The sequence below is a fragment of the Paraburkholderia sp. PGU19 genome (assembly GCF_013426915.1).
GTDB lineage: Bacteria > Pseudomonadota > Gammaproteobacteria > Burkholderiales > Burkholderiaceae > Paraburkholderia.
On the sequence record NZ_AP023180.1, the window covers coordinates 1,730,624 to 1,753,827 of the forward strand.

Annotated in this window: 17 protein-coding genes and 1 pseudogene; 8 read left to right on the forward strand and 10 right to left on the reverse strand. The window is 62.1% G+C overall.

Annotation, left to right across the window (positions count from 1 at the left end):
• The first annotated feature begins 635 nt into the window (after positions 1-635).
• Positions 636-1,652, forward strand: coding sequence for an IS30 family transposase (locus H1204_RS25365; RefSeq protein ID WP_243468615.1), 1,017 nt, complete (start codon positions 636-638; stop codon positions 1,650-1,652).
• 386 nt (positions 1,653-2,038) lie between these two features.
• On the opposite strand, the gene H1204_RS25370 is transcribed toward H1204_RS25365, so the two are convergent.
• From H1204_RS25370 to H1204_RS25385, 4 genes are all read right to left on the reverse strand, one after another.
• A complete protein-coding gene (locus H1204_RS25370) occupies positions 2,039-2,488 on the reverse strand; it encodes an HU family DNA-binding protein (RefSeq protein WP_180723295.1) in 450 nt (149 codons plus the stop codon).
• A gap of 339 nt (positions 2,489-2,827) precedes the next feature.
• Positions 2,828-4,297 (reverse strand): PLP-dependent aminotransferase family protein, encoded by a 1,470-nt coding sequence (locus tag H1204_RS25375; protein WP_180731287.1) that lies wholly within the window; start codon positions 4,295-4,297, stop codon positions 2,828-2,830.
• Positions 4,276-4,740 (reverse strand): hypothetical protein, encoded by a 465-nt coding sequence (locus tag H1204_RS25380; RefSeq protein ID WP_180731288.1) that lies wholly within the window; start codon positions 4,738-4,740, stop codon positions 4,276-4,278. Before H1204_RS25380 ends, H1204_RS25375 begins: the two co-directional genes overlap by 22 nt.
• A gap of 554 nt (positions 4,741-5,294) precedes the next feature.
• Positions 5,295-6,803, reverse strand: coding sequence for an oligopeptide:H+ symporter (locus tag H1204_RS25385; RefSeq protein WP_180731289.1), 1,509 nt, complete (start codon positions 6,801-6,803; stop codon positions 5,295-5,297).
• A 749-nt stretch (positions 6,804-7,552) separates the two neighbouring features.
• Here H1204_RS25385 and H1204_RS25390 point away from each other — a divergent pair.
• From H1204_RS25390 to H1204_RS25420, 7 genes are all read left to right on the forward strand, one after another.
• The gene (locus H1204_RS25390) at positions 7,553-8,122 is read left to right on the forward strand and encodes a cupin domain-containing protein (RefSeq protein WP_007743723.1); all 570 of its coding nucleotides are present in this window, start codon (positions 7,553-7,555) and stop codon (positions 8,120-8,122) included.
• Positions 8,123-8,328: 206 nt separating this feature from the next.
• Positions 8,329-9,945 (forward strand): peptide ABC transporter substrate-binding protein, encoded by a 1,617-nt coding sequence (locus tag H1204_RS25395; RefSeq protein WP_180731290.1) that lies wholly within the window; start codon positions 8,329-8,331, stop codon positions 9,943-9,945.
• An 18-nt stretch (positions 9,946-9,963) separates the two neighbouring features.
• Positions 9,964-10,902: an ABC transporter permease subunit gene (locus H1204_RS25400; RefSeq protein WP_180731291.1), complete on the forward strand. Its 939-nt coding sequence runs from the start codon at positions 9,964-9,966 to the stop codon at positions 10,900-10,902.
• Positions 10,903-10,913: 11 nt separating this feature from the next.
• Positions 10,914-11,798, forward strand: a complete 885-nt coding sequence (locus H1204_RS25405; RefSeq protein WP_180733305.1) for an ABC transporter permease subunit — start codon at positions 10,914-10,916, stop codon at positions 11,796-11,798.
• Position 11,799: 1 nt separating this feature from the next.
• Positions 11,800-12,789, forward strand: a complete 990-nt coding sequence (locus tag H1204_RS25410) for an oligopeptide/dipeptide ABC transporter ATP-binding protein (protein WP_180731292.1) — start codon at positions 11,800-11,802, stop codon at positions 12,787-12,789.
• Positions 12,786-13,781, forward strand: coding sequence for an oligopeptide/dipeptide ABC transporter ATP-binding protein (locus H1204_RS25415; protein ID WP_180731293.1), 996 nt, complete (start codon positions 12,786-12,788; stop codon positions 13,779-13,781). The genes H1204_RS25410 and H1204_RS25415 overlap by 4 nt, the downstream gene beginning before the upstream one ends.
• A gap of 155 nt (positions 13,782-13,936) precedes the next feature.
• Positions 13,937-15,460 (forward strand): OprD family outer membrane porin, encoded by a 1,524-nt coding sequence (locus H1204_RS25420; protein ID WP_180731294.1) that lies wholly within the window; start codon positions 13,937-13,939, stop codon positions 15,458-15,460.
• A 748-nt stretch (positions 15,461-16,208) separates the two neighbouring features.
• Here the strand turns inward: H1204_RS25420 and H1204_RS51530 are convergent.
• The 6 genes and pseudogenes from H1204_RS51530 to H1204_RS25445 all read right to left on the reverse strand — a co-directional run bounded on the left by H1204_RS51530 (position 16,209) and on the right by H1204_RS25445 (position 23,128).
• Positions 16,209-16,507: pseudogene (locus H1204_RS51530) on the reverse strand (hypothetical protein).
• A gap of 70 nt (positions 16,508-16,577) precedes the next feature.
• The gene (gene panE / locus H1204_RS25425) at positions 16,578-17,516 is read right to left on the reverse strand and encodes a 2-dehydropantoate 2-reductase (protein WP_180731295.1); all 939 of its coding nucleotides are present in this window, start codon (positions 17,514-17,516) and stop codon (positions 16,578-16,580) included.
• 123 nt (positions 17,517-17,639) lie between these two features.
• On the reverse strand, positions 17,640-18,824 hold the full coding sequence (locus H1204_RS25430) for an acetyl-CoA C-acyltransferase (protein WP_180731296.1): 1,185 nt from the start codon (positions 18,822-18,824) through the stop codon (positions 17,640-17,642).
• Between the two features lie 76 nt (positions 18,825-18,900).
• Positions 18,901-20,355: an efflux transporter outer membrane subunit gene (locus H1204_RS25435; protein ID WP_180731297.1), complete on the reverse strand. Its 1,455-nt coding sequence runs from the start codon at positions 20,353-20,355 to the stop codon at positions 18,901-18,903.
• A 55-nt stretch (positions 20,356-20,410) separates the two neighbouring features.
• Positions 20,411-21,991 (reverse strand): DHA2 family efflux MFS transporter permease subunit, encoded by a 1,581-nt coding sequence (locus tag H1204_RS25440; protein WP_180731298.1) that lies wholly within the window; start codon positions 21,989-21,991, stop codon positions 20,411-20,413.
• Between the two features lie 21 nt (positions 21,992-22,012).
• Positions 22,013-23,128, reverse strand: a complete 1,116-nt coding sequence (locus tag H1204_RS25445) for an HlyD family secretion protein (protein WP_180731299.1) — start codon at positions 23,126-23,128, stop codon at positions 22,013-22,015.
• Positions 23,129-23,204 lie beyond the last annotated feature (76 nt).

A 23,204-nucleotide genomic window follows, 5' to 3' on the forward strand; every position in this document is an offset into this window, starting at 1 on the left:
GCCCCTGTGCGGGGCGGCACCTACTTTTCTTTGCCGCCGCAAAGAAAAGTAGGCAAAAGAAAGCGGCTAACACCGCCAGCTTTTGTGTTTGCCTGAGGGCCCCCAAAGGGTCTTACGCTTCACACGGCAACGCACCTGTTCGCGTGCGTTGCCAACGCGCTGATCAGATGCATCACCCGCTTCAGACACCCGTACATGGTCAAGCGGCAGCGAATGGTTTCTGCCGCCCAGGTGGCAAACTGTGTGTAGGTTGTGCCGTCGTACAGGGTAGCGCTTTTACACGGTGGCACGCGTGCGCTATCAGTCCGAAGTGATGCATGTGGGGTGCGACGGCCTACACACAGTTTGCCACCTGGGCGACCGAGGAATGTCTGGCACGGCGTGCTGCGACGCGGGCGCGCGAAGCGGGTGATGCGCACCGCAAGAGCGTTGGCAACGAACGTGGGTCACGTGGTTGCCGTGTGAAGCGTAAGACCCTTTGGGGGCCCTCAGGCAGGAAGAAGAGTTGGCGGTGTTAGCCGCTTTCTTTTGCCTGGCGGTTTCAAGATGCAAGTGCAACACTTCCGTTTAGGATACGTTGCATGGGAAAGAACTACGAACATCTGAGCGCCGAAGAGCGCGGTGTGATCTTTACAATGAAGCTTGAGGCCAAGAGCACGCGCGAGATCGCGCGTGCTCTTTTGCGCTCACCAAGTACGATCAGTCGTGAACTGAGGCGCAATGACTGGAAACCGGCCCACGAGCGCTCTGTGATGGGACGCCCTGCGATCGCAGGCGGCTACAATTCAAGACGTGCGGGTTTGCGGGCAGGCAGACTGCGGCGCAAGCCACGGCGGGAGCGCAAACTGCACATCGACGGAGCGCTGTGGCCGCAAGTGCGCGAACTGTTGAGCAAACACCATTCACCCGAGCAGATCAGTGCGCAACTGAAGCTGGCGCATCCGGACGAGCCCACCCTGAACGTATCTCACGAAACCATCTATCACGCCATCTACGCAATGCCTCGGGGCGAGCTTAAACGCGAGCTGATCGCGCTTCTCAGACGGGGGCGCAGCACGCGCAGACCCCGCTCGCACGGTGAAGACCGACGAGGCAAGCTCACCGACATGGTCAGCATCCACGTGCGTCCGCCCGAGGCAAACGAGCGGTTGATTACCGGACACTGGGAAGGCGATCTCATCAAGGGTGCAGCAAACCGCTCGGCGGTGGGCACGCTGATCGATCGCAGCACACTGTTCCTGATGCTGGTCAAAATGGATGGCAGCACAGCGGAAGAGGCGTTGCGGGCCTACAGCGCGGCGTTCGCGCCGCTTGACCCGCAACTGCTCAAGACGCTGACCTACGATCAGGGCAAGGAGATGGCACTGCACAAGGAACTGGCCAAAGCGACGGGCATCCGCATCTACTTCTGCGATCCACACAGCCCGTGGCAGCGCGGTATCTGTGAGAACACCAACGGTCTGTTGCGCCAGTACCTGCCCAAAGGCGCGGACCTGTCCGTGCTCTCACAGCGTCAGCTTGACCTGATTGCTATCGAGATGAACACCCGTCCACGCAAGACTCTCGGCTGGAGAACGCCTGCGCAAGCCTTTATTGAAAACTGCAAGAAACAGGGAATCGAAATCAACCCCGCTGTTGCACTTGGTCTTTGAAACCGCCCCTACTTTTCTTTGCGGCGGCAAAGAAAAGTAGGTGCCGCCCCGCACAGGGGCGACGCGTGAAGCAAGCTAACGCATCGCGGATGCCTGCGCAAACACGAGCAAACCACCCAGCGTCGCAGACAACCAAAACCAAGTCCCGCCCCGCAGAGTGGCGACGCCTGAAGCACGAAGGCAAAGCACGGATGTCAGCGAACACCCCAAAAAAAGCCAAACCAGCCGCGCTACGAAAGCAACCCCCGGATACCAGCGCAATATCAAGCGCTACCCCACCCCCAGCGTCGCAGACAAAAAACAAAATCCCCGCACACTTCCGCATGCGGGACCGCGATAAAGCAACCCAACGACAGCGGCTCGCGCCGCCATCGAGGCGCATCAACTTACGCTGCTGCGTCCTTCAGCTTCTTCAACGCACGTGCCTTGACCCGCACGCTTGCCGGCTTCGCCGGGAACCAACGCTCCTGACCCGTGAACGGGTCCTTGCCGAAGCGCTTCTTCTTCGCCGGAACGGTCTGAACGACGATCTTCAGAAGACCCGACAGCGTGAATTCGCCAGCGCCCTTCTTGTGAACCGAACCGAGGATCGTGTCTTCGAGTGCAGCCAGAACTGCCTTCGCCGACTTCGGCTCGACGCCCGCACGCTCCGCAACGTGTGCAGCCAGCGAGGCCTTCGTGAAGGTGTCCTTGATCGGCGAGGGAACGCCGGACGCCTTCACGGCGACCTTCTTAGCCGTGACTTTCTTTGCGGGAGCAGCAGCTTTCTTTGCAGCAACCTTCTTCGTCGGTACCGTAGCAGCCTTCTTGGCTACCTTTTTTGCGGAAGTCGCCATATTTCTCCTACCTCTAAGGGTCATTGATTGCGAGAAGCGCACGCGATATGCACACGCTTCAACGCCGGATTCTACAAGCGCTTTTGCGTTCTGCGCGAATCTTTTGTGTATAACGGTTACGGTTTGTTGCGTGGCGCTGACTACCTCGCGCATTTCGAGCCTGTTTTTAAGGGGTAAACGCGATCGCCAGGCGATTTCGCCGCACCTGTCCAGCACGAATCGTGAACCCATCGCCTGCCAGGAAGACGCCCGTCTCAATGAAGAAATTGAGCGTGCGTTACGCGCACGAGCGTCGGGGACCCCTGACAGGACGGCATGCGCGACCCCTCAAAAGCACGCTCAAGTCCTTGATTCGACACGCGGCAGCAGCTTCGCGAGCGTCGCAAGGGCAGTGTCTATCTGTCCGGCCTCGATGCCGCCATAGCCAAATACAAGCCCTGGCTGCGGCGTTGCGCGCACATAGAAAGGCGCGAGCCCATGCAATGCGATCGATTCGTTGCGCGCCGCTTCGATCACTGCAGCCTCCGTGAGCGGCGCCTTCAGCAACGCAGCCATATGGATGCCCGCCGTCGGCACAATGGGCTCGAACCAGCGAGCGAGGTCGCCCTGCAAATGCGCAAGCAGGCTTATGCGGCGTGCTGCGTAAAGTTTGTGCATCCGCTTCAGGTGCTTGGCGAAGTCACCGTTCAACATGAAACTGGAAAGCGCCGTCTGCGTCAGCGAGCAACCATGCCAGTCGCCAATCTGCCTCGCCTTGCACAGCGTCTCGAACAGCGACGCAGGCGGCACCATGTAACCGACGCGCAGCTCGGGAAAGATCGTCTTTGAAAACGTTCCCACGTACGCGACGAGGCCCGTGCGGTCGAGGCTCTTCAGCGGCTCCATCGGCCGTCCTTCGAAGCGGTATTCGCAGTCGTAGTCGTCTTCGATGATGACGGCGTCGCGCTGTTGCGCCCATTCGAGCAGCTCGACGCGCCGCGCGAGACTCATCGGCATGCCAAGCGGAAACTGGTGCGACGGTGTCACGTAGACGAGCCGCGCGTGCTTCGGCAGTTTGCTCACGACCAGGCCTTCGGCATCGACGGGCACGGCTACGACCTTCGCGCCCACGGCCGTGAGGCACGCGCGCGCGGGAGGATAGCCGGGGTCTTCGATAGCGGCGACGTCGCCGGGACGCAGCGTCACGCGCGCGATGAGGTCGAGCGCATGCTGCGCGCCCTGCGTCACGATGACGTCCTCCCAGTTGCTCGCGACGGCGCGATTAAACGCGAGATAGCGCGAGATCGCGAGCCGCAATTCCTGTTCGCCGGCGGCATCGCGATACGTGCCGCGTCCGCGCGATTGCACGCGAAGCGCGTGGTTTACGCAGCGGCGCCAGACGTCGAAAGGGAAATGGGACTTGTCGGTAATGCCACCGATAAAGTCATACGGCGTGCCAGGAGTGGGCTGCGGACCGAGCACCTCGGGGACGGTATGCCACACCGGCTGCGGGCGGGCGCTGGAACTGGGAGCCGTTTTCGCGTCATGCGCGGCACGTGCGTGTGCTGGCTTTTCGGCGGGCAGTCGCTGCAAACCTCCGGCGACGAAGGTGCCCGAGCCGGGGCGCGCATGCAGGAAGCCCTCGGCGAGCAGGCGCTCGAAGACGTCGAGGGTCGTTTTGCGGGAGACGCCGAGTTGCGTCGCGAGATCGCGGGTCGAAGGCAGTTGGGTGCCGCCTGCCAGGCGGCCTTCGATTATTCCTGCGCGCAGTTGTCGGTAGATTTGCCCCGCCAGGTCGTGGCGGCCCTCTACGGATAGGTGGATTTCCATTTCAGTTTTGGTTCTGGTTCTGGTTCTGGTTTGGTTTTTGCCTGCGGTGCTTTTGGTTGTCGGTAGCTTAGCGTGCGCGTCGGGGTTCGGGGTTTGTTTGTGCGTTCGCACTTGAGGTGGTTGCTGCGCAGGCGGTTTGGTTTTTTTGATTTTGCACAGGCATCCGAGGTTGAGCCTTCGCGGCGCGGGTGCCCGGGTTGGTTTTGGTTTGCTCGTGTTTGCGCAGGCATCCGCGATTCGCTAGCCTGCTTCACGCTTCGCCCCTGTGCGGGGCGGCACCTACTTTTCTTTGCCGCCGCAAAGAAAAGTAGGCAAAAGAAAGCGGCTAACACCACCAGTTCTTGTGATTGCCTGAGGGCCCCAAAGGTTCCTACGCTCCACACGGCAATCACGTGCCCCACATTCGTTGCCAGCGCTCTTGCACTGCGCATCACCCGCTTCATGCCCCCGCGTTGCATCATGCCGTGCCAGACATTGCACGGCCGCCCAGGTGGCAAACTGTGTGTAGGCCGTAGTGCCTCGCACACCTCACTTCGGACCGATAGCGCATACGTCCCGCCCTGTAAGAGCGCTACCCTATACGACGCGACAACCTACACACAGTTTGCCACCTGGGCGGCACATACCAGTCGCTGCCGCTTGGCCGAATACGGGTATTCGAAGCGGGTGAGGCGTCAATTCAAAGCGAGGGCAACACACGCCGACAAAATCGCTGCCGTGTGAAGCATAAGACCCGTTGGGGGCCCTCAGGCAGGAACAAGGATTGGCGGTGTTAGCCGCTTTCTTTTGCCTACTTTTCTTTGCGGCGGCAAAGAAAAGTAGGTGCCGCCCCGCACAGCGGCGACGCGTGAAGCAAGCTAACGCATCGCGGATGCCAGCACAAACACAAGCAAACCAAACCCAAAACAGCAACACCACCCTCACCAAAAAAGAAAAAGGCGCCCCCAAAAGGAACGCCTTAGAAGACCACTCCGCCCCGAAGGGGCAAAAGAAAACCTTATTGCACCGAGGCGGCCACACCCTCCCCGCTGCGCGCTTGCTCAACGCACTGCTGATGCGCCCGCGAAAGGCGCCCCATCAGCGGCAGCAACAAGATAGCAACAACAGCCCCAACAGCAGCCAGCCACCCAAGCTCAGCAAAGAGCTTCGTATACAGCGGAAGAGAAGTCATAGGCTCAAGATCCCCAGCCGGCATCTTCGCCAGATTGGCAACAACACTACCCAGATACTGCGACACGCCCGTCGCCACAAAATAAGCGCCCATCATAAAACCGCTCATCCGCGCCGGCACATAGCGGGCAATCATCGCAAGCCCGAGGCCGCTCACCAGCAGTTCGCCGAGCGAGTACAGACCATAACCGCCCACCATCCACCACGACGAAACGCGTCCATTGACGGCAAAGCTGCCGCTCCACGCATAAACGAAGAACCCCGCCGCAACGACGGCAAAACCAAACGCATACTTCGCCGCAACCGGCACGTCCTTGCCGCTCTTCGCGAGCTTCGTATACAGCATCGCGAGAAGTGGACTCAGCAACATGATCCAGATCGGATTCAGCGCCTGGAACTGCGCAGCACTCCACGTAAACAGATGCGCGCCGAACAGCGAGAACGTCGGATCGACATTACGCAGCGCGAACAACGTCAGCGACGTCGACATCTGCTGATAGAACACGAAGAACAGAATCACCTGCAGCGTCAGAATCAGCGCTGCCAGCAAGCCCGAGCGCTCCGACCGCTCGCAGCTGAGCAGCATGTACGCAAAGATCGCCAGAATCGCGACGCCCGCCGTGTATACGCATGCAACGGCAATCGCCTTGTGCTGCAACACGAACGTCGTCGCCGTGCCCAGCGCGATCCCGCCGATCGCAACAGCCAGCACGCGCTTCCAGCGGATCGGCTCGGCATCCGGCGCGGAGCCTACATGCGACAGCGTGCGGAACATCAGGAAGTAGTTCACCACGGCAATCAACATGCCGCCGCAGCAGACGGCGAACGCCGTGTGCCAGCCCCAGTGATCCTTGATCCACGGCGTCGCCAGCATCGACACCGTCGAGCCGATGTTCACCGCCATGTAGTAGATCGTGAACGCACTGTCGATGCGCGCATCGTCGCCTTCATAAATACGGCGCACGAGATTCGCGGCGTTCGACTTGAACAGCCCATTGCCAACCACGATCACGCCCAGCGACGCATACATGAACTCGAGGCTGTCGTTCGGCAGCGCAAGCATCAGGTAGCCAGCCGCGAGCACCAGCGCGCCGAAAATCATCGAGCGGCGCGCGCCGAGAATCTTGTCGCCAATCCAGCCGCCGATCGACGGCGACGCATACACCAGCGCCGCGAACGCGCCCCACGTGAGCGTCGCGCGGGCGTCGTCGAAGCCAAGCCGGTCGATCATGAACAGCACAAGCAGCGCCGCCATGCCGTAGTAGCCGAAGCGTTCCCACATCTCAATGAGAAAGACCGTCGAGAACGACCGGGTCTGGGATACGGGTGATTTCATGCTTTCCTCTTTTGTACGCGATAGCAGCCGCGCGCATGCGTCGGGCGGACGCAATGCCACGTGGCGAAGCTGGAAAAACTGGAGATCGTCGATCACTTGCCGTGGCCGATGCGAGAAGCGGCATCGGGCGACGGTTCAGTGCGATACGAGCAACGGACAGCGCGGTCCGCGTCGAAAACGGAACAGCCAGGACTTCAGCGGGAAGCCGTCAACGCGAAAAGCGCGTGACGAAAGGCTCAATGATAAAGCATCGCGCGAGCGGACCGCTTCGGCGGCTGCACTGAAATACGCGTGCTGGATATGCGGGATGAATGTGGAAAGACTGCGAAAGAAATCGACATGGATGTTCACCTTCATTCGTCGGTGGCAGTCCGGTCAGGACGTACCGATCAAAACGCCGCCGCAGGATCGCTGCAAACGGGAGTGCTGGCGAATCAGCCCGGCTTGGGCCAACTCGCGCGAGGTTGCGATTGTGCGCATCGAAACGCGACTTGTCGCTTCGGGAATTCACTGAGATGCGCGCGGTCCATGCACGATCCGTCTGAATGCATTACGGGCCTTCTAACGCAAATCCGATAAGTGGACTTTGCGATCTGGCAACATAGAGTGCTTTCTCGAAAAGATCGGATCTGCGTGAACGGCATGGCGGAGTTGTCAAGTTGCGCAAGGCTCGGCGGGAAAGAGCAGCACGTCATCAAACAACATTTGCTTCTATCAAACTAATTTTGACGGACTAATTTGGTTTTGCTATGGTCACGACACTTGAGAAAGACACGGCACTTGCACTGGGGAGCAAGATCCGCGCGCTGAGGCAAAGGCTGAAGCGTACGCTCGACGAAACAGCGACAGCAGCAGGCATTTCGAAGCCGTTTCTGTCGCAGGTCGAGCGCGGTCTCGCGTCGCCGTCCATCACGTCGCTGGCAGGCATTGCGAATGCGTTGGGAGTGAAGGTGCAGTATTTCGTCGACACACCAAGCGAAGAGCGCTCGGTGTGTCGCGCAAACGAGCTGAAGTTTTTTGGTTTCGCAGACTCGGCGAACCTGTTTGCCCGGATGACCAATCTGTCGGGGGGCCGTCAGTTGGAAGCCATCCTTGTGAGGATGCCACCCGGGCAAAAGCGTTCCGAAGTCACGACACATGCCGGTGAAGAGTTCATCTATGTCATCGAAGGGCAAGTGTCGTTGACGCTGGAAGGCAAGACCTTCGTGCTGCGCGCCGGAGACAGCGCGCATTACGAATCGACGGTGCCGCATAGCTGGGCCAATACGGCCCGCAAGGAATCGGTCGTCGTGTGGGTAGGTACGCCGAGATTGTTTTAGAAGGCAGGCATTCGATCCTGGTTGGAAGCGCTTCCGCAAGTCGGGGGCGCACTTAATTCCGCTGTAGGATGCCTGTAATAATAATTGTAAGGAATCCTGCATGCCGTACACCGAACAAGGGCCGCCTCGGCCTTCATCACGCGGATAACCGTTAGTGGCGTCCGCGCCGCCTGCGTTTCTCTCCCGACTTTTCTGCGAATCCAACCATGAAAACACCGTTCGTTTACACGACGGCGCTGGCCGCGCTCGTCCTCACATTTCAGCAACACGCATCGGCCGTCACGGTCCCGTCGGGCGCCACGCTCGCCGCGAGCCAGGAACTGACCCGTCAGGTTCCCGCCGAAACCGAATCGCTCGACCCCGCGCACATCGAATCGTGGACGGGCAACACGATCGGCCTCGATCTGTTCGAAGGCTTGACGCGCATCGACGCATCGGGCGCGATCGTGCCCGGCGTCGCGCAGTCGTGGACGCGCACCGCGCCCGACACGTGGGTCTTCAAGCTGCGTCACGATGCGAAGTGGAGCAACGGCCAGCCCGTCACGGCAGCGGACTTCGTGTATGCGTGGCAGCGCGTCGTCGATCCGAAGACGGGTTCGAAGTACACGGTGCTCGTCGAGTTCGTGAAGAACGCGAAGGAGATCATCGCGGGCAAGGCGCTCGTCACGAGCCTCGGCGCGCGCGCCGTCGATCCGTACACGCTCGAAGTGAAGACCGACGTGCCCGCTGCATTCTTCCCGCAACTGACTGCGATGGCGACGATGGCCCCCGTCGACAAGGCAGTCGTGACCAAATTCGGCAACGACTGGACGCGCCCGGCGAATTTCGTCGGCAACGGCGCGTTTGCGCTGACCGACTGGCAGCCGAACAACCGCCTCGTCATCAACAAGAACGGCAACTACTGGAACGCGCCGAAGGTCGCGATCTCGAAGGTCACGTATCTGCCTATCGAAAGCGACGAAACGGCCATGCGCATGTACCAGGCCGGGCAGTTCGACTACACGTACACGATTCCGTCGGGCATCTACAACCAGGTCGACAAGCAGTTCGGCACGCAGTTGCAAAAGGGCCTGCAGATCGCAACGTATTACTACAGCCTCAATAACGACGACCCCGTCTTCAAGGACAAGCGCGTGCGCCAGGCGCTGTCGATGGTGGTCGATCGCGAGTTGCTGACGTCGAAGCTCACGTCGAGCGGCGAACTGCCGATGTACGGCCTGATCTCGAAAGGCACGGAAGGCGCCGCCGTCTTCAAGCCGGAGTGGGCATCATGGCCGATGGCAAAGCGCGTCGAATACGCACGCAACCTGCTGAAGGAAGCCGGCTACTCGGATGCGAAGCCGCTGACGTTCACCTTCACGTACAACACGAACGACCTGCACAAGAAGGTTGCCCTCTTCGTCACGTCCGAATGGCGCACCAAGCTCGGCGTCACCGCGAAGCTGGAGAACGTCGAGTACAAGGTGCTGCTCAAGCAGCGTCACGACGGCAAGGTGCAGGCATCGCGCGACGGCTGGTTCGTCGACTACAACGACGCGATGTCGTATTTCGACCTGATCCGCTGCGGCAGCGTGCAGAACGACCAGCACTACTGCAACCCGAAGGTCGACGCGCTGATCGATCAGGCCAACCAGCAGACCGATGACAAGCAGCGCACGGCCCTGCTCTCGCAGGCGCATGACCTCGCGATGAACGACTATCCGATGATCCCGCTGTTCCAGTACTCGGCGGCGCGTCTGGTGAAGCCGTACGTCGGTGGTTATGCATCGACCAACTATCTCGACATGCGCGCGTCGCAAGACCTGTACTTGCTCAAGCACTAAACAGCAGGAACCGCACTCATGCTTGCATACACGTTGCGCCGCACGCTGTGGGCGATCCCGACGATACTCGCCGTGATCACCGCATGCTATCTGCTGCTGCATCTCACACCGGGCGGCCCGTTCGATACCGAGAAGCATCTGTCGGAGGCCACGCTCGCGAACCTGAACGCGCGCTATCACCTCGACGAGCCGCTGTGGAAGCAGTATCTGCACTATCTGTGGGCACTGCTGCACGGTGACCTCGGCCTGTCGTTCCGCTACACCGACTGGTCCGTCACCGATCTCGTGTTGAAGGCGCTGCCCGTGAGTCTCGGCGTCGGCGGCGTGTCGGTGCCGATCGCCGTGGTGATCGGCGTCACGCTCGGCACGGTTGCCGCCGTGCGCCGCGATAGCATGATCGATCACGCGGTGATGGTGCTCGGCAATATCGGCAACGTCGTGCCGCCGTTCGTGCTCGGCCCGCTGCTGGTGTGGGTGTTCGCCATTCTGCTCAAGACCGCGGACGGCCACGGCTGGCTGCCCGCGGGCGGTTGGGGCGAAGGCGAGTGGCGCTATCGCGTGCTGCCCATCGCGCTTCTGACGATCATCAACGTCGCGCTGATCGCCCGCGTGATGCGCGGCAGCATGATCGAAGTACTGTCGGGCAACTTCATCCGCACCGCGCGGGCGAAGGGTCTGCCCGCGCGCACGATCGTCCTGCGCCACGCCATGAAGCCCGCGCTGATGCCGGTCGTGTCGCTGCTCGGCTCGGTGTGCATTTCGTCGATCACGGCGGCTGTCGTCACGGAATCCGTGTTCGCACTGCCGGGTATCGGCCAGCTCGTCGTCAACGGCGCGATCAACCGCGACTACACGCTGGTGCTCGGCCTCGTCGTGCTGACGACAGCCGTCGCCGTCCTGTTCAACCTGCTCGTCGACCTTGCGTACGCATGGCTCGATCCGCGTATCCGCTATTGAACCCGATGAGAATGCCACCTGTTTCATTGACCGTCGTCGACGCGCCGCCTTCGCGCAGCCCGCTGGCGACGGCCGCGCGCCGCTTCGTGCGCAATCGCGCGGCGTTCGTCGCGCTGCTGCTGCTCGCCGTCATCATGCTCGCGTGCTTCGTCGGGCCGCTGCTATCGCCGAACAATGCGATCGACAGCGACTGGTCCGCGATCAGCCTCGCGCCCACATTCGACAACATGCACTGGTTCGGCACCGATGAACTCGGCCGCGACCTGCTGGTGCGCACGCTGGTCGGCGGGCGCGTGTCGCTCGAAGTCGGTTTGCTCGGCACGCTCGTGTCGGGGCTGATCGGCGTCGCGTGGGGCGCGACGGCGGGCTATCTGGGCGGACGTGTCGATGCCGTGATGATGCGCATCGTCGACATGATGTACGCGATCCCCTACATGCTGATCGCGATCCTGATGATGACGCTCTTTGGCCGCGCGTTCTATCTGGTCGTGCTGACCATCAGCGCCTTTTCGTGGCTCGACATGGCGCGCGTCGTGCGCGGTCAAACGTTGTCGTTGCGCTCGCGTGAATTCATCGACGCAGCCAAGGCAATCGGCGTCGACTCGCGTTCGATCATCACGCGCCATATCGTGCCGAACCTGATCGGCGTGGTGGTCGTCTATGCGACGGTCACGGTGCCAGGCATCGTGCTGACGGAATCGGTGCTGTCGTTTCTCGGCCTCGGCGTGCAGGAACCGATGACGAGCTGGGGCGTGCTGATCCAGGACGGCGCGCAGAAGCTCGAATCGACGCCGTGGCTGCTACTGTGCCCTGCCCTCATGCTGTGCGCGACGCTCTATGCCGTGAGCTTCGTCGGCGACGGCCTGCGCGATGCACTCGATCCGAAGGACCGCTGAGATGGCACTACTCGAAGTCAAAGATTTAAGCGTGCGTTTCGCGCGCCGCGACGGTGCGCCCGTCGACGCCGTGCAACGCGTGTCGTTCTCGCTCGATAAAGGCAAGACGCTCGGCATCGTGGGCGAATCCGGCTCGGGCAAAAGCCAGACCGTGATGGCGCTGCTCGGCCTGCTCGCGAAGAACGGCAAGGTCAGCGGTGAAGCGCTCTACAACGGCGCCAACCTGCTGACGATGAACGACGCCGCGCTCAACCGCATTCGCGGCGACCGCATCGGCATGATCTTTCAGGACCCGATGACGTCGCTCAATCCGTTCCTGACGATCGAGCGGCAGATGACGGAGACGCTGCAACTGCATCGCAAGCTGTCGCGCCGCGAGGCGAAGCAGCGCGCGATCGAAACGCTCGAACGCGTGCGTATTCCCGATGCGGCGCGCCGTATCGGCATGTATCCGCATGAGTTCTCGGGCGGCATGCGCCAGCGCGTGATGATCGCGATGGCGCTGTTGTCGGAACCCGAAATCCTGATCGCCGATGAACCGACCACGGCGCTCGACGTCACCGTGCAGGCACAGATCATCGAACTGCTGCGCGAGCTGAACCGCGAGCGCGGCACCGCGATCATCCTGATCACGCACGACATGGGCGTCGTGGCGGGTCTGTGCGACGACGTGATGGTGATGTACGCGGGGCAAACCGTCGAACAGGCGCCCGCGCAGCAACTGTTCGCCGCGCCGACGCATCCGTACACGATCGGCCTGCTGAACGCGCTGCCGCGGCTTACCGACGACGACGACCAGCCGCTGCAGACCATTCCGGGCAATCCGCCGTTGCCGGGCATGGCGACGCAAGGCTGTGCGTTCGCACCGCGCTGCACGTACGCCGAAGAGCGATGCCGCGCGACGCGTCCGGCGCTCGAACCGATCGAAGGCGAGGTCCATGCGCTGCGCGCGTGCCATCGTCCCGTCCAGGCTATCGCGGAGGTGCTATGAGCGCCCAGGAAACCCTACTCAAGGTCGACAACCTCAGCGTGCATTTCGGCATCGCTCAGGGCGGCTATCCGTGGTCGAAGAAAGCGACGCTGCGTGCCGTCGACGGTGTGTCGTTTGATGTTCGTCGTGGCGAGACGGTGGGCCTCGTCGGAGAATCCGGTTGCGGAAAGTCGACGCTCGCGCGCGCGATCATCGGCCTGACGCCGGTGACTTCGGGCAGCGTGCAATGGAAAGGACACGAGTCGGTAAAAGGCGCGTCACGCGACACCACACAGATTCGCCGCGACGTGCAGATGATCTTTCAGGACCCGCTCGCCTCGCTCGATCCGCGCATGACGATCGAACAGATCGTCGCAGAGCCGCTGAAGACGCATCAGCCGCAACTCGGCCGTGAGGAGATACGCGTACGTGTGCGGACGATGCTCGAACGCGTCGGCTTGAGCAACCATCATCTGCGCCGCTATCCGCACGAATTCTCGGGCGGCCAATGCCAGCGCGTGGGCATCGCGCGTGCGTTGATCGGCGAACCGCAACTGGTGATCTGCGACGAGCCGGTGTCCGCACTCGATGTGTCGATCCAGGCGCAGATCGTCAATCTGCTGCGCGATCTGCAACGCGAACTGTCGCTGTCACTGCTGTTCGTCGCGCACGATCTGGCCGTCGTGAAGGCGATCAGCCAGCGCGTGCTCGTGATGTACCTGGGCCGCGTGATGGAGTTCGGCGACAAGCGCGACGTGTATCGCCAGCCGCAACATCCGTACACGCGAGCGCTGCTGTCGGCCGTGCCGCTGCCCGATCCGGCTGCCGAGCGCGCGCGCAAGCATGTGCTGTTGCGCGGCGAGATTCCGTCGCCGCTCAAGCCGCCTTCGGGCTGCGCGTTCCGCACGCGCTGCCCGGATGCGATCGATGCCTGCGCGAACGAGCGGCCCGTTACGAGCGCAACGGGCATCGGTCATACGCAGGTCGCCTGCATACGCGCCGTCATGACCTGACAACCCTTTAGCTTCACGCACCCCTTTTTCCACGACGCAGCTAGCCGCTGCGCCGAGGGAGGCGTTCGTTCGCGCGACGGCGGGAACGGGCGAGTAAGTGTGGCACGGCCGACCGCCGCGCCGCTGTTTCATCAACTAGAAAAAACGGAACTGCAATGACAACCCAAAGATCCACATCAGGAGCATCGAAGTTCGCATTGCTGGCAGTGGGCCTGCCAGCACTGACGATCGCCACCGCCGCGCTGGCCGACGACGCAGCCGCGCCTGCCGTACCTGCCGCGGCGAGCGCCGCCGTGGCGCAGGCGGCGCCGGCAACACCAGCGGCACCCACGGCACCAGCCAAACCGAAGCTGAAACACACGCCGAATGTCGCTGAGGTGCAGCCCGAGACCAACAACGCGCTCGTGAACGCCGAAGCCGACCAGGCCGTGACACCGCCCGCGCCGTTGTCGAGCCAGGCGAAGAGCCAAGGCCTGATCGCCGACAGCCATCTGAACCTGCTGTTCCGCAACTACGCCGACCAGTTCGACAACGAAGGCGGACCGCACCGTCACGCGTGGGTTCAGGGCATGCAGGCGAATTTCGAATCGGGCTATACGCAGGGGCCCGTGGGACTCGGCTTCGACGCGTCGCTGTTTGCCGCGCTCAAGCTCGACGGCGGCAACGGCGCGGGCAACATGGTGCACGTGGCGAAGGGCGGCGGCGGCTCCGATCAGCTCGCGTGGGCGTATCCGGGCATGTACGACATCAAGGGGCGCATCTCCGAAACGGTCGTCAAGTATGGCTTGCAGATCGTCGACAACAACCCGTTCATGGAACCGCACGACAACCGCGCGTTGCCGCCGACGTTCCTCGGCGTGTCGGCCGTGAGCAACGATATCCATAACGTCACGCTGCAAGCGGGCAGCTTCACGAAGGTCGACCCGCGCGGCCACACGAACCTCGTTGACCTGACGACATCGTACGGCGGCACGACGTTCAAGCGCCTGTCCTACTTCGGCGGCAACTGGGACTATTCGCCCAACGGCACGGTCACGCTGTACGCGGACCAGGCGGAAGACGTGTGGAATCAGTTCTACGCGGCGATCTCACATTCGATCGGCGATGTGAACACTGTCAAGTGGGCGGGTCTCGCGAACATCTACTCGACGCATCAGACGGGTTCGGCGCTGCAAGGGCATATCAACAACAATGCGTATAGCCTGTCGCTGTCGGCGCAGCATGGTCCGCATCAGGTGTTGCTCGGGTATCAACAGATTCTTGGCGACCAGTTCTTCGATTACGTGAACGAGACCAATGGTATCTATCTCGTGAACTCGATGGACGTCGACTACAACGCGCCGCATGAAAAGTCGTTCCAGCTGCGGTATACGTTTGATGGCAAGTATGCCGGCTTGCCTGGCTTCAAGGCGATGCTGTGGGGCGTGACGGGCTGGGGCGCGGATGCTTCGGCTGGCGCCGCGTCGAATGCTATCGGGCCGTATACGAGAAACGGCGAGTATGTGCATGGCACGCACCATGAAATCGGGTTTATTCCGAGCTATACGCTGCAGAGCGGGCGGTTCAAGGATACGAAGATCACGTTTATCGCGATGTATCACAAGTCGACGGCACACTATTCGGATCCGGATAATATGGAGTATCGGCTGGTGGTGAATGTACCGGTGAAGGTGTTCTGATTTTTTTTGTTGTCTGTGACGCTGGGTGGTGTTTCTGCCTTTGCGCTGGCATCCGCGACGCGTTAGCCTGCTTCCAGGCGTCGCCCCTGTGCGGGGCGGCACCTACTTTTCTTTGCCGCCGCAAAGAAAAGTAGGCAAAAGAAAGCGGCTAACACCGCCAATCCTTGTCCCTGCCTGAGGGCCCCCAAAGGGTCTTACGCTTCACACGGCGACGCACCTGTTTGCGTGCGTTGCCAACGCTCTCTCTGTACGCCTCACCCACTTCATGTGCCCGCGTCGGACCACATCGTGCCAGATAGTCCCCCGCCGCCCAGGTGGAAAACTGTGTGTAGGCTTGTGAGTCGTACGCGCATCACTCCGGACTGGGAGGCACGGTTGGTGTTTCTGTTAAGAGCGCCAACCTGTGCGGTGCGACAACCTACACACAGTTTGCCACCTTGGCGGCCCAAGCCATTCGCTGCCGCTAGCCCTTGTGCGGGTGTTTGAAGTGGGTGAGGCGCTTATTCGAAACGTTGGCAACACGCGCGAACAAGGATGTTGCCGTGTGAGGCGTAAGACCCTTTGGGGGCCCTCAGGCAAGAAGAAATGTTGGCGGTGTGAGCCGCTTTCTTTTGCCTACTTTTCTTTGCGGCGGCAAAGAAAAGTAGGTGCCGCCCCGCACAGGGGCGACGCGTGAAGCAAGCTAACGCATCGCGGATGCCAGCGCAAAGGCAGAAACACCACCCAGCGTCGCAGACAAACAAAAAAATCAAAAGATAACCGATACAACAATCGACAACCAAACCGCAATCATCCCAACCAGAAACATCCTCCGCGCGGAGCGCACTTTCTTATCATTCGTATCAGGCTCGACAGGACTCGTCACCACCCACGGCACGAGCCCAAAAACGCAAACCCAACAATCGCAAGCCCAGCAACGAACCTGTCGGTAAGCGTCCAGTTGCCTCCTTCCTGGAGGCCCCAATAGCCAAGAAAGATAATACCGATCGAGAACGTCGTCGCGGAAGCCGTGCACAGCGCTGGCACCGATCCCTGGGGAGTGGGCATGGTCCACCTCGCGTGATTCAGTGCCGTCGATTCTACTTCAGCTTCGTCGCGTTCTGGCCCCTCCGCGTTGTTACGCGGATAACCGCGCCAACCTCGCCTCATAAGCTTTCAGATGGCTGTACGCGATACGCAGCAGCGACAACACGCCATCCTTCTGCGCCTCGCCGCCGCGCGCAATCAGATCGCCGACGATATGATCGGCCTCTATCCGCGACTGCCCTTCGATATCGCGCAGCATCGACGCCGTCAGCGCCGAGCCATCCGCAAACAGAATGGTCTGCGCACGCGCATTGGACGCCTCGCCGATGGCATAACCGTTCGCCGCCGCGACCGCCTTGCATTCGGCCAATATGCCTTCGATCACACGGCGCCCGTCCGGTGTCTTCAGAACGTCGCCAATCGCGGCACGATGAAGACAGGTGCTGGCCGCAAGCGTGGCGAGGAAAACCCACTTCTCCCACATCTGCTGAAGGATGTTGTCGGACGCCGTCGAGTCGAAGCCCGCACCATCGAACGCCGACGCAACCGCTTGCACGCGCTCGCTCAGTCCGCCACCGAGTTCACCGAAGCCGATCGCATGCATGTCGTTCAGATGCACGATCTCGCGCTCGCGATTGAGCGTCGCGGCAATCACGCACTGCCCGCCCAGTACCTTCGAAGCGCCAAATCGCTGCTTGAGCACATCGATATGACGCATTCCGTTCAGCACGGGCAGGATCATCGTCGATTCACCGACAGCGGAAGCAAACGATTCAACCGCATCGTCCAGGTTGTACGCTTTGCAGCTCAACAGCACGAGATCGTAAGGCTGCGCGATCTGGTTCGCGAGCACGGTCTTCACGTCGCGCAATGTCACATCGCCGCGCGGACTTTTAATGACGAGCCCGAAGTGCCGCAGTTCTTCCGCGCGCTTTTCACGCACGAGAAACGTCACGTCGCGACCCGCCTGCGCAAGACGTCCGCCGAAGTATCCGCCTACGGCACCCGCGCCCACTACGAGAATTCGCATTGCTCCTCCATTGGTCCGTTTGCGTGGCCTACGCCATGCGCATGCAGTATGTCGCAAATCGACGATGCCCGCAGCGGGCTTGCGAGTCCCGCTGCGGGCATCAGAACGGCACGGACAACCGCGTCAGACGATTTCCAGCGCGAGTGCAATGCCCTGCCCGCCGCCGATGCACAACGTCACAATGCCGCGCTTGAGGCCATCGCGGCGCATCGAATGGATGAGGCGCGTCGTGAGCACCGCACCCGTCGCGCCGATAGGATGACCATGCGCAATCGCGCCGCCTTCGACATTGACGATGTCGAGCGCCAGCCCCAGCTTCTGCGCAACGGCGAGTGGCACCGCGGCAAACGCCTCGTTGATCTCGACACGTTCGACATCACCGAGTTTCCAGCCCGCGCGTTCGAGCGCGATCTGCACAGCGGGCACGGGACCGAGGCCGAACATGCCTGGCTCGACGGCTGCAATGCCGAACGAAACCAGACGCGCGGACGCTTCAATGCCATGCGCCTCCGCATAGTCGCGCCCCGCGACGATCATCGCCGCCGCACCGCTATTGAGGCCCGGCGCATTGCCCGCCGTGATCGTGCCATCGGGACGAAACGCGGGGCGCAGCTTCGCGAGCGTCTCGATCGTCGTGTCGGGACGCGGTTGCTCATCGCGCGCGAACTGCACCGCGCCCTTGCGCCCCGCGATTTCGACGGCGACCAGTTCCGCGTCGAACACACCGCGCTCCTGCGCGGCAGCAAAGCGCTGCTGCGAGCGCGCCGCCCATTCGTCCTGTGCGGCGCGCGTCAGTTCGGCCTTGCTCACGAGGTCTTCCGTGTGCCAGCCGGAGTGTTCGTTCGAGAACGCATCGACGAGACCATCGCGCAGCATGCTGTCATGCACCTGCGCATTGCCCATGCGGCTGCCCCAGCGTCCGCTTTCGAGCAGATACGGCGCGCGGTCCATGTTCTCCATGCCGCCCGCGACAGCCACGTCGCCAAGTCCGAGCGCGATCTCCTGCGCCGCCGACACGATCGCCTGCGCACCCGATCCGCACACGCGGTTCACCGTCAGCGCGGGCACCGACACGGGCACGCCACCGCCAATCGCCGCCTGGCGCGCAGGGTTCATCTTGTTCCCCGCCTGCACGACGTTGCCCATCACCACCGACGACAACGCCTTCGCATCGAGCCCGCCGCGCCGCAGCGTCTCGCGCACGACAGCCGCGCCCAGCTGCACGGCAGGCACTTCTTTCAACGACCCGCCAAATGCGCCAATCGGCGTGCGGACGGGATGGGCAATCACAATATCGCGAGCTTTCATCGCTATTCCTCAGGTTGAAGGACTACGCTTGCGTGCCTCGCGCAAACGAGGCACGTTCATTCCGCTTCATGTTTCGTTAATTAGCCGCGACATCTGTCGACGGCTTCGCCTTCGCAACATCGCTATTAGCAGGCACATCCCAGCCGCCGCCGAGCGACCGATACAGCGCGACAGCCGCCTGCGCATGCTCGCGCTTCGCCTGATTCAGCGATTCCGAGTCGCGCAGATAGGCCTCTTGCGCATCGAGCACATCGAGGAAGCTCGACGCGCCGCCCTTGTACAGCTCAGTGGAAAGCTTCAGCGCCTGCCCCGACGCACCGAGCGCGCCGCGGAGTTTCTCGACCTGCGCGTCGCCGTTGACGAGATCGCTGCGCGTATCCTCGATTTCCTTCAGCGCGTTCAGCATCGTCTGCTGCAAGCCGAGTTGCGATTCGCGCATGCGGCTCTCGTTCTGCTCGATGTGCGCGGTAATGCGGCCCGCGTTGAAGATCGGGCTCGTCGCGTTCAACGCGGCGCTGAAGAGGTTATCCGTCAACGTCGGCAGGCCGAGATACGACGACGCGAGAATGCCGTCGCTCAGGCTCAGATTGAACTTCGGATAGCGGTCCGCTCGCGCAACGCCCACTTCGGCCGCGCGTTGCTCGACGGTTGCGTAGGCGGTGCGCACGTCAGGACGTCGCAACAGCGCTTCGGACGGCAGCGTCTGCGGCACGCTTTGCGCAGGCACGGGAATCGGATGCGCCTCGCTGAGCAACAGGCTGTCGACGCTTTCCGGCGTGCGTCCCGAGTACACCGCAATCAGGCTCATGTCATGCTGAATGTCCGAGCGGATTTTTGGAAGCTGCGCCTGCAAATCCTGCAACTGGTTTTGCGCACGCGCGACATCGAGTTGTGTCGACAGGCCGTATTTCAGGCGCTGTTGCGTGAGCTTCAGCGCGCGAGCGCGGATTTCTTCGTTGTCGTTGACGATCTGCAACTGCGACTGCGCCCAGCGCAAGTCGATATATGCGGCGGCCGCGTTCGCAGCCAGCGCGAGCCGCAATTCGTTCAGCGCCGATTGACGCCCCGACACCTGCGCCTGCGCAGCAAGCACCGCGAGACGTTCGCCGCCGAATACATCGGGCTGCCACGAAGCCGTCAAGCCGATACCCGCCTGCTTCACATAGCCGAGCGGCGGCGGCGTGTTTTGCCGCTCGTATGCGGCCGTCGCGCCCGCGTCGAGTTGCGGCGCGAGCGCTGCGCGCTGCTGCTTCGTGACTTCCTGTGCCTGCTTCACGCGCTCGACGGCGGCTTTCACATCGAGGTTGTCGTTGAGCACGATGTCCACCAGCTTGTGCATGGTCGGGTCGCCGAATTGCGACCACCACTGGTCGGCATCCACGGTATCTTTCGGCGCATCGACGCTCCACGCGTCCGGGGCGACGGTCTTCACCGTCTGCGGCAGGTCCGCGTGCGTCTCGGGTTGTACGGCACACGCAGCAAGCGTCATGGCGGCGGCAACGGCGAGCGCTTTGGCTACGATCGTTTTCATGTCGGGTCTTCCAATCATCGGATGTGTTGATGGCTTTCGCGTGGTTCTGTGCGCTTCAGTGTGCGTCGGGCGGCGGCGCGGTAAGACCGAAAGGCCGCGAGAACAGCACGCTGATCAGGCCCACCGCGAAGCACAGCGAGACCGCCAGGAACGTGTCGGAGAATGTCAGCACGAGCGCTTCGCGCATCAGCAGCGCGTGCAGCGATGCAAGACCCGCCGACGCGCCGTTGATCAAGTCGCCACCGACCGCCGAGAAATGCGCCGCCTGATCGCGCAGCATTCCTTCGATCACCGGGCGGCCAGCCGTCACGTGTTCGTCGAGCCGTTCGTAATGCAGGTTCAGACGGTCATTGAGCATCGTGCTGCACACCGCAATGCCGATAGCGCCGCCCAGGTTGCGCATCAGATTGAACAGGCCGCTAGCGGACTTGAGCCGCGAAGGCGGCAGCGAACCGAGCGCCATCGTCACGATGGGCGGCACGCAGAACTGCTGGCCGACACCACGCAGCATCTGCGGGATCAGCAGTTCATGCCAGCCCCACTGATTCGTCAGCGGCACATACAGGTAGCAGCCAACACCGAAGCAGGTCAGCCCGAACACCATCAGCAGACGCATGTCGACCCTGCGTGCGAGAAACGAGTACGCCGTCAGCGCGACCAGTTGCGCGCAACCGACCGACAGCAGCGCGAGGCCGATCTGCAGCGAATCGAATCCGCGCACTCGCGACAGAAACACGGGCGTGAGAAACACGGTGCAGAACAGGCCAATCCCCGTGATGAAAGACAGCAGGCTGCCGATACCGAAGTTGCGGATGGCAAGGGCCCGCAGGTCGACGATTGGCTCCTTGGCGGTGAACGCATGCACGAGAAACAGGAAGCCGCAGATCGCGCAGATCCACGCGCAGAACAGAATCGCGTTGTCGCCGAACCAGTTCTTGCGCGGCCCTTCTTCCAGCACGTATTCGAGGCAGCCGAGAAAGCCCGACATCAGCACGATGCCCAGATAGTCGCCCGTTTTCAGCAGCGAGACATCGGCGTGATCGACGTTGACATAGCGCGGCACGAGCACCGTGACGAGCACGCCCGGCACGAGGTTCAGATAGAACAGCCAGTGCCACGACCATTGATCGGTGATCCAGCCGCCGATCACGGGGCCGATCGTCGGTGCGAGCGACGCCAGCGCGCCGATCGTCGTCGCGGCGATGATCCGCTGCTTGCCCGGGAACAGCATGAAGGCGGTCGTGAACACGGTGGGGATCATCGCGGCGCCCGCTGCGCCTTGCAGGCCGCGAAACAGGATCATCGAGTTGATGTCCCAGGCGAGCCCGCATAGCATGCTCGTGATGGTGAAGCCCAAGGCGGAAGCCGCGAATACCCAGCGCGTCGAGAACACGCGCGTGAGCCAGCCCGACATCGGGATCACCATGATTTCGGCGATCAGATACGCGGTCTGCACCCAGGAGAGTTCATCCTGACTCGCCGAAAGGCCGCCGCCGATATCCTTTAGCGACGATGCCACGATCTGGATATCGAGCGTCGCCATGAAGAAGCCGAGGCACAGCAGCGAAAACGCGAAGACTTTGGTTGCGGTCGGCAGATCGGCCGGGTTCGCGGGTGCGGATGTCGTCTTGCTCATGATGGTCGCGGCGTCCGTGGGTTACGAAGCCGAGCGGGCTGCGTCGTGGCTGGCTTCTGCGTCGGAGCGCAGATGCACCTTCACCGTCGCCGAGAGGCCGGGGCGCAGCACGCCTTGCATCGCTTTCGGCACCGACAGCCGCACGCGCACGGGCACGCGCTGCACGATCTTCGTGAAGTTACCCGTCGCGTTCTCCGCGGGCAGCACGCTGAAGGTGGCGCCCGTCGCCGGCGCAAGACTCTCGACCACGCCTTCGATGGGATGGCTCGACGCGTCGAGATCGACATCGACCGTGTCGCCGATTCTCATCTTCTTCAACTGGTCTTCCTTGAAGTTCGCATCGATCCACAGTCCGTTAGCGGGCACCACCGTCAGCAGCGAGACGCCGACATTGGCCAGCACGCCGACGCGCGCCGTGCGATTGCCGACATAGCCGTCGATAGGCGATCGGATCGTCGTGTATTCGACGTTGAGCGCGGCGACACGTTGCGCCGCCACGGCCGTTGCGATGCGGGCATGCGCATCGTTGATCTGCGCATCGAGCACGGGCAACTGACGCTGCGCCGCCGTCAACGCTGCACTGCTGCGATCCACGGCCGCATGCGCTTTCGCAAGATCCGCGTCGGCACGCTCGACGACCTGGTTCGACACCGCGTCGTCCTTCACGAGCTGACGGTAACGTACCGAATCCGACGCGCTGCGCGTGAGTTCCGCACCCGACGCGCGCACTTCAGCGGATTGCTCGTTGATCGTCGCGAGTTGCAGCGACTTCTTTGCCTCAAGCTCCGTCACGGCCGCTTCCGCGCTCGCGACTTCGGCATTGGCCTGCGCGAGGCGGGCATCGTAATCGCGCGCGTCGAGGCGGATCAGCACCTGCCCCGCCTTCACGTACTGGTTGTCCTGCACCAGCACGTCGTTGACGAAGCCGTTCACCTTCGGCGCAAGCACGGTGACGTCGCCGCCCACGTAGGCGTCGTCGGTCGTTTCGACAAAGCGACCCACGAAGAACCAGTACGATGCGGCCGCCGCGACAACGACGACGACGGTGATCACCGCCAGCAGCATCCACGGGATGCTGCGCGTCTGTTTCGCGGCGCCGGCGACGCTCGGCGGAGCAATAGAAGGAGTGGTAGACATGGCTCTATGTGCGTATGCACTGGAAATCGTTGAAAAAAAGCGCCTGGTAGCGCCCGCTTTGTTGCTTGAAAATATG

Bases quoted from the DNA above. Each gene is read 5' to 3' on its own strand.
- H1204_RS25365 (WP_243468615.1), top strand. From the start codon at position 636: ATGAAGCTTGAGGCCAAGAGCACGCGCGAGATCGCGCGTGCTCTTTTG.
- H1204_RS25370 (WP_180723295.1), bottom strand. From the start codon at position 2,488: ATGGCGACTTCCGCAAAAAAGGTAGCCAAGAAGGCTGCTACGGTACCG.
- H1204_RS25375 (WP_180731287.1), bottom strand. From the start codon at position 4,297: ATGGAAATCCACCTATCCGTAGAGGGCCGCCACGACCTGGCGGGGCAA.
- H1204_RS25380 (WP_180731288.1), bottom strand. From the start codon at position 4,740: ATGAAGCGGGTGATGCGCAGTGCAAGAGCGCTGGCAACGAATGTGGGG.
- H1204_RS25385 (WP_180731289.1), bottom strand. From the start codon at position 6,803: ATGAAATCACCCGTATCCCAGACCCGGTCGTTCTCGACGGTCTTTCTC.
- H1204_RS25390 (WP_007743723.1), top strand. From the start codon at position 7,553: ATGGTCACGACACTTGAGAAAGACACGGCACTTGCACTGGGGAGCAAG.
- H1204_RS25395 (WP_180731290.1), top strand. From the start codon at position 8,329: ATGAAAACACCGTTCGTTTACACGACGGCGCTGGCCGCGCTCGTCCTC.
- H1204_RS25400 (WP_180731291.1), top strand. From the start codon at position 9,964: ATGCTTGCATACACGTTGCGCCGCACGCTGTGGGCGATCCCGACGATA.
- H1204_RS25405 (WP_180733305.1), top strand. From the start codon at position 10,914: ATGCCACCTGTTTCATTGACCGTCGTCGACGCGCCGCCTTCGCGCAGC.
- H1204_RS25410 (WP_180731292.1), top strand. From the start codon at position 11,800: ATGGCACTACTCGAAGTCAAAGATTTAAGCGTGCGTTTCGCGCGCCGC.
- H1204_RS25415 (WP_180731293.1), top strand. From the start codon at position 12,786: ATGAGCGCCCAGGAAACCCTACTCAAGGTCGACAACCTCAGCGTGCAT.
- H1204_RS25420 (WP_180731294.1), top strand. From the start codon at position 13,937: ATGACAACCCAAAGATCCACATCAGGAGCATCGAAGTTCGCATTGCTG.
- panE (WP_180731295.1), bottom strand. From the start codon at position 17,516: ATGCGAATTCTCGTAGTGGGCGCGGGTGCCGTAGGCGGATACTTCGGC.
- H1204_RS25430 (WP_180731296.1), bottom strand. From the start codon at position 18,824: ATGAAAGCTCGCGATATTGTGATTGCCCATCCCGTCCGCACGCCGATT.
- H1204_RS25435 (WP_180731297.1), bottom strand. From the start codon at position 20,355: ATGAAAACGATCGTAGCCAAAGCGCTCGCCGTTGCCGCCGCCATGACG.
- H1204_RS25440 (WP_180731298.1), bottom strand. From the start codon at position 21,991: ATGAGCAAGACGACATCCGCACCCGCGAACCCGGCCGATCTGCCGACC.
- H1204_RS25445 (WP_180731299.1), bottom strand. From the start codon at position 23,128: ATGTCTACCACTCCTTCTATTGCTCCGCCGAGCGTCGCCGGCGCCGCG.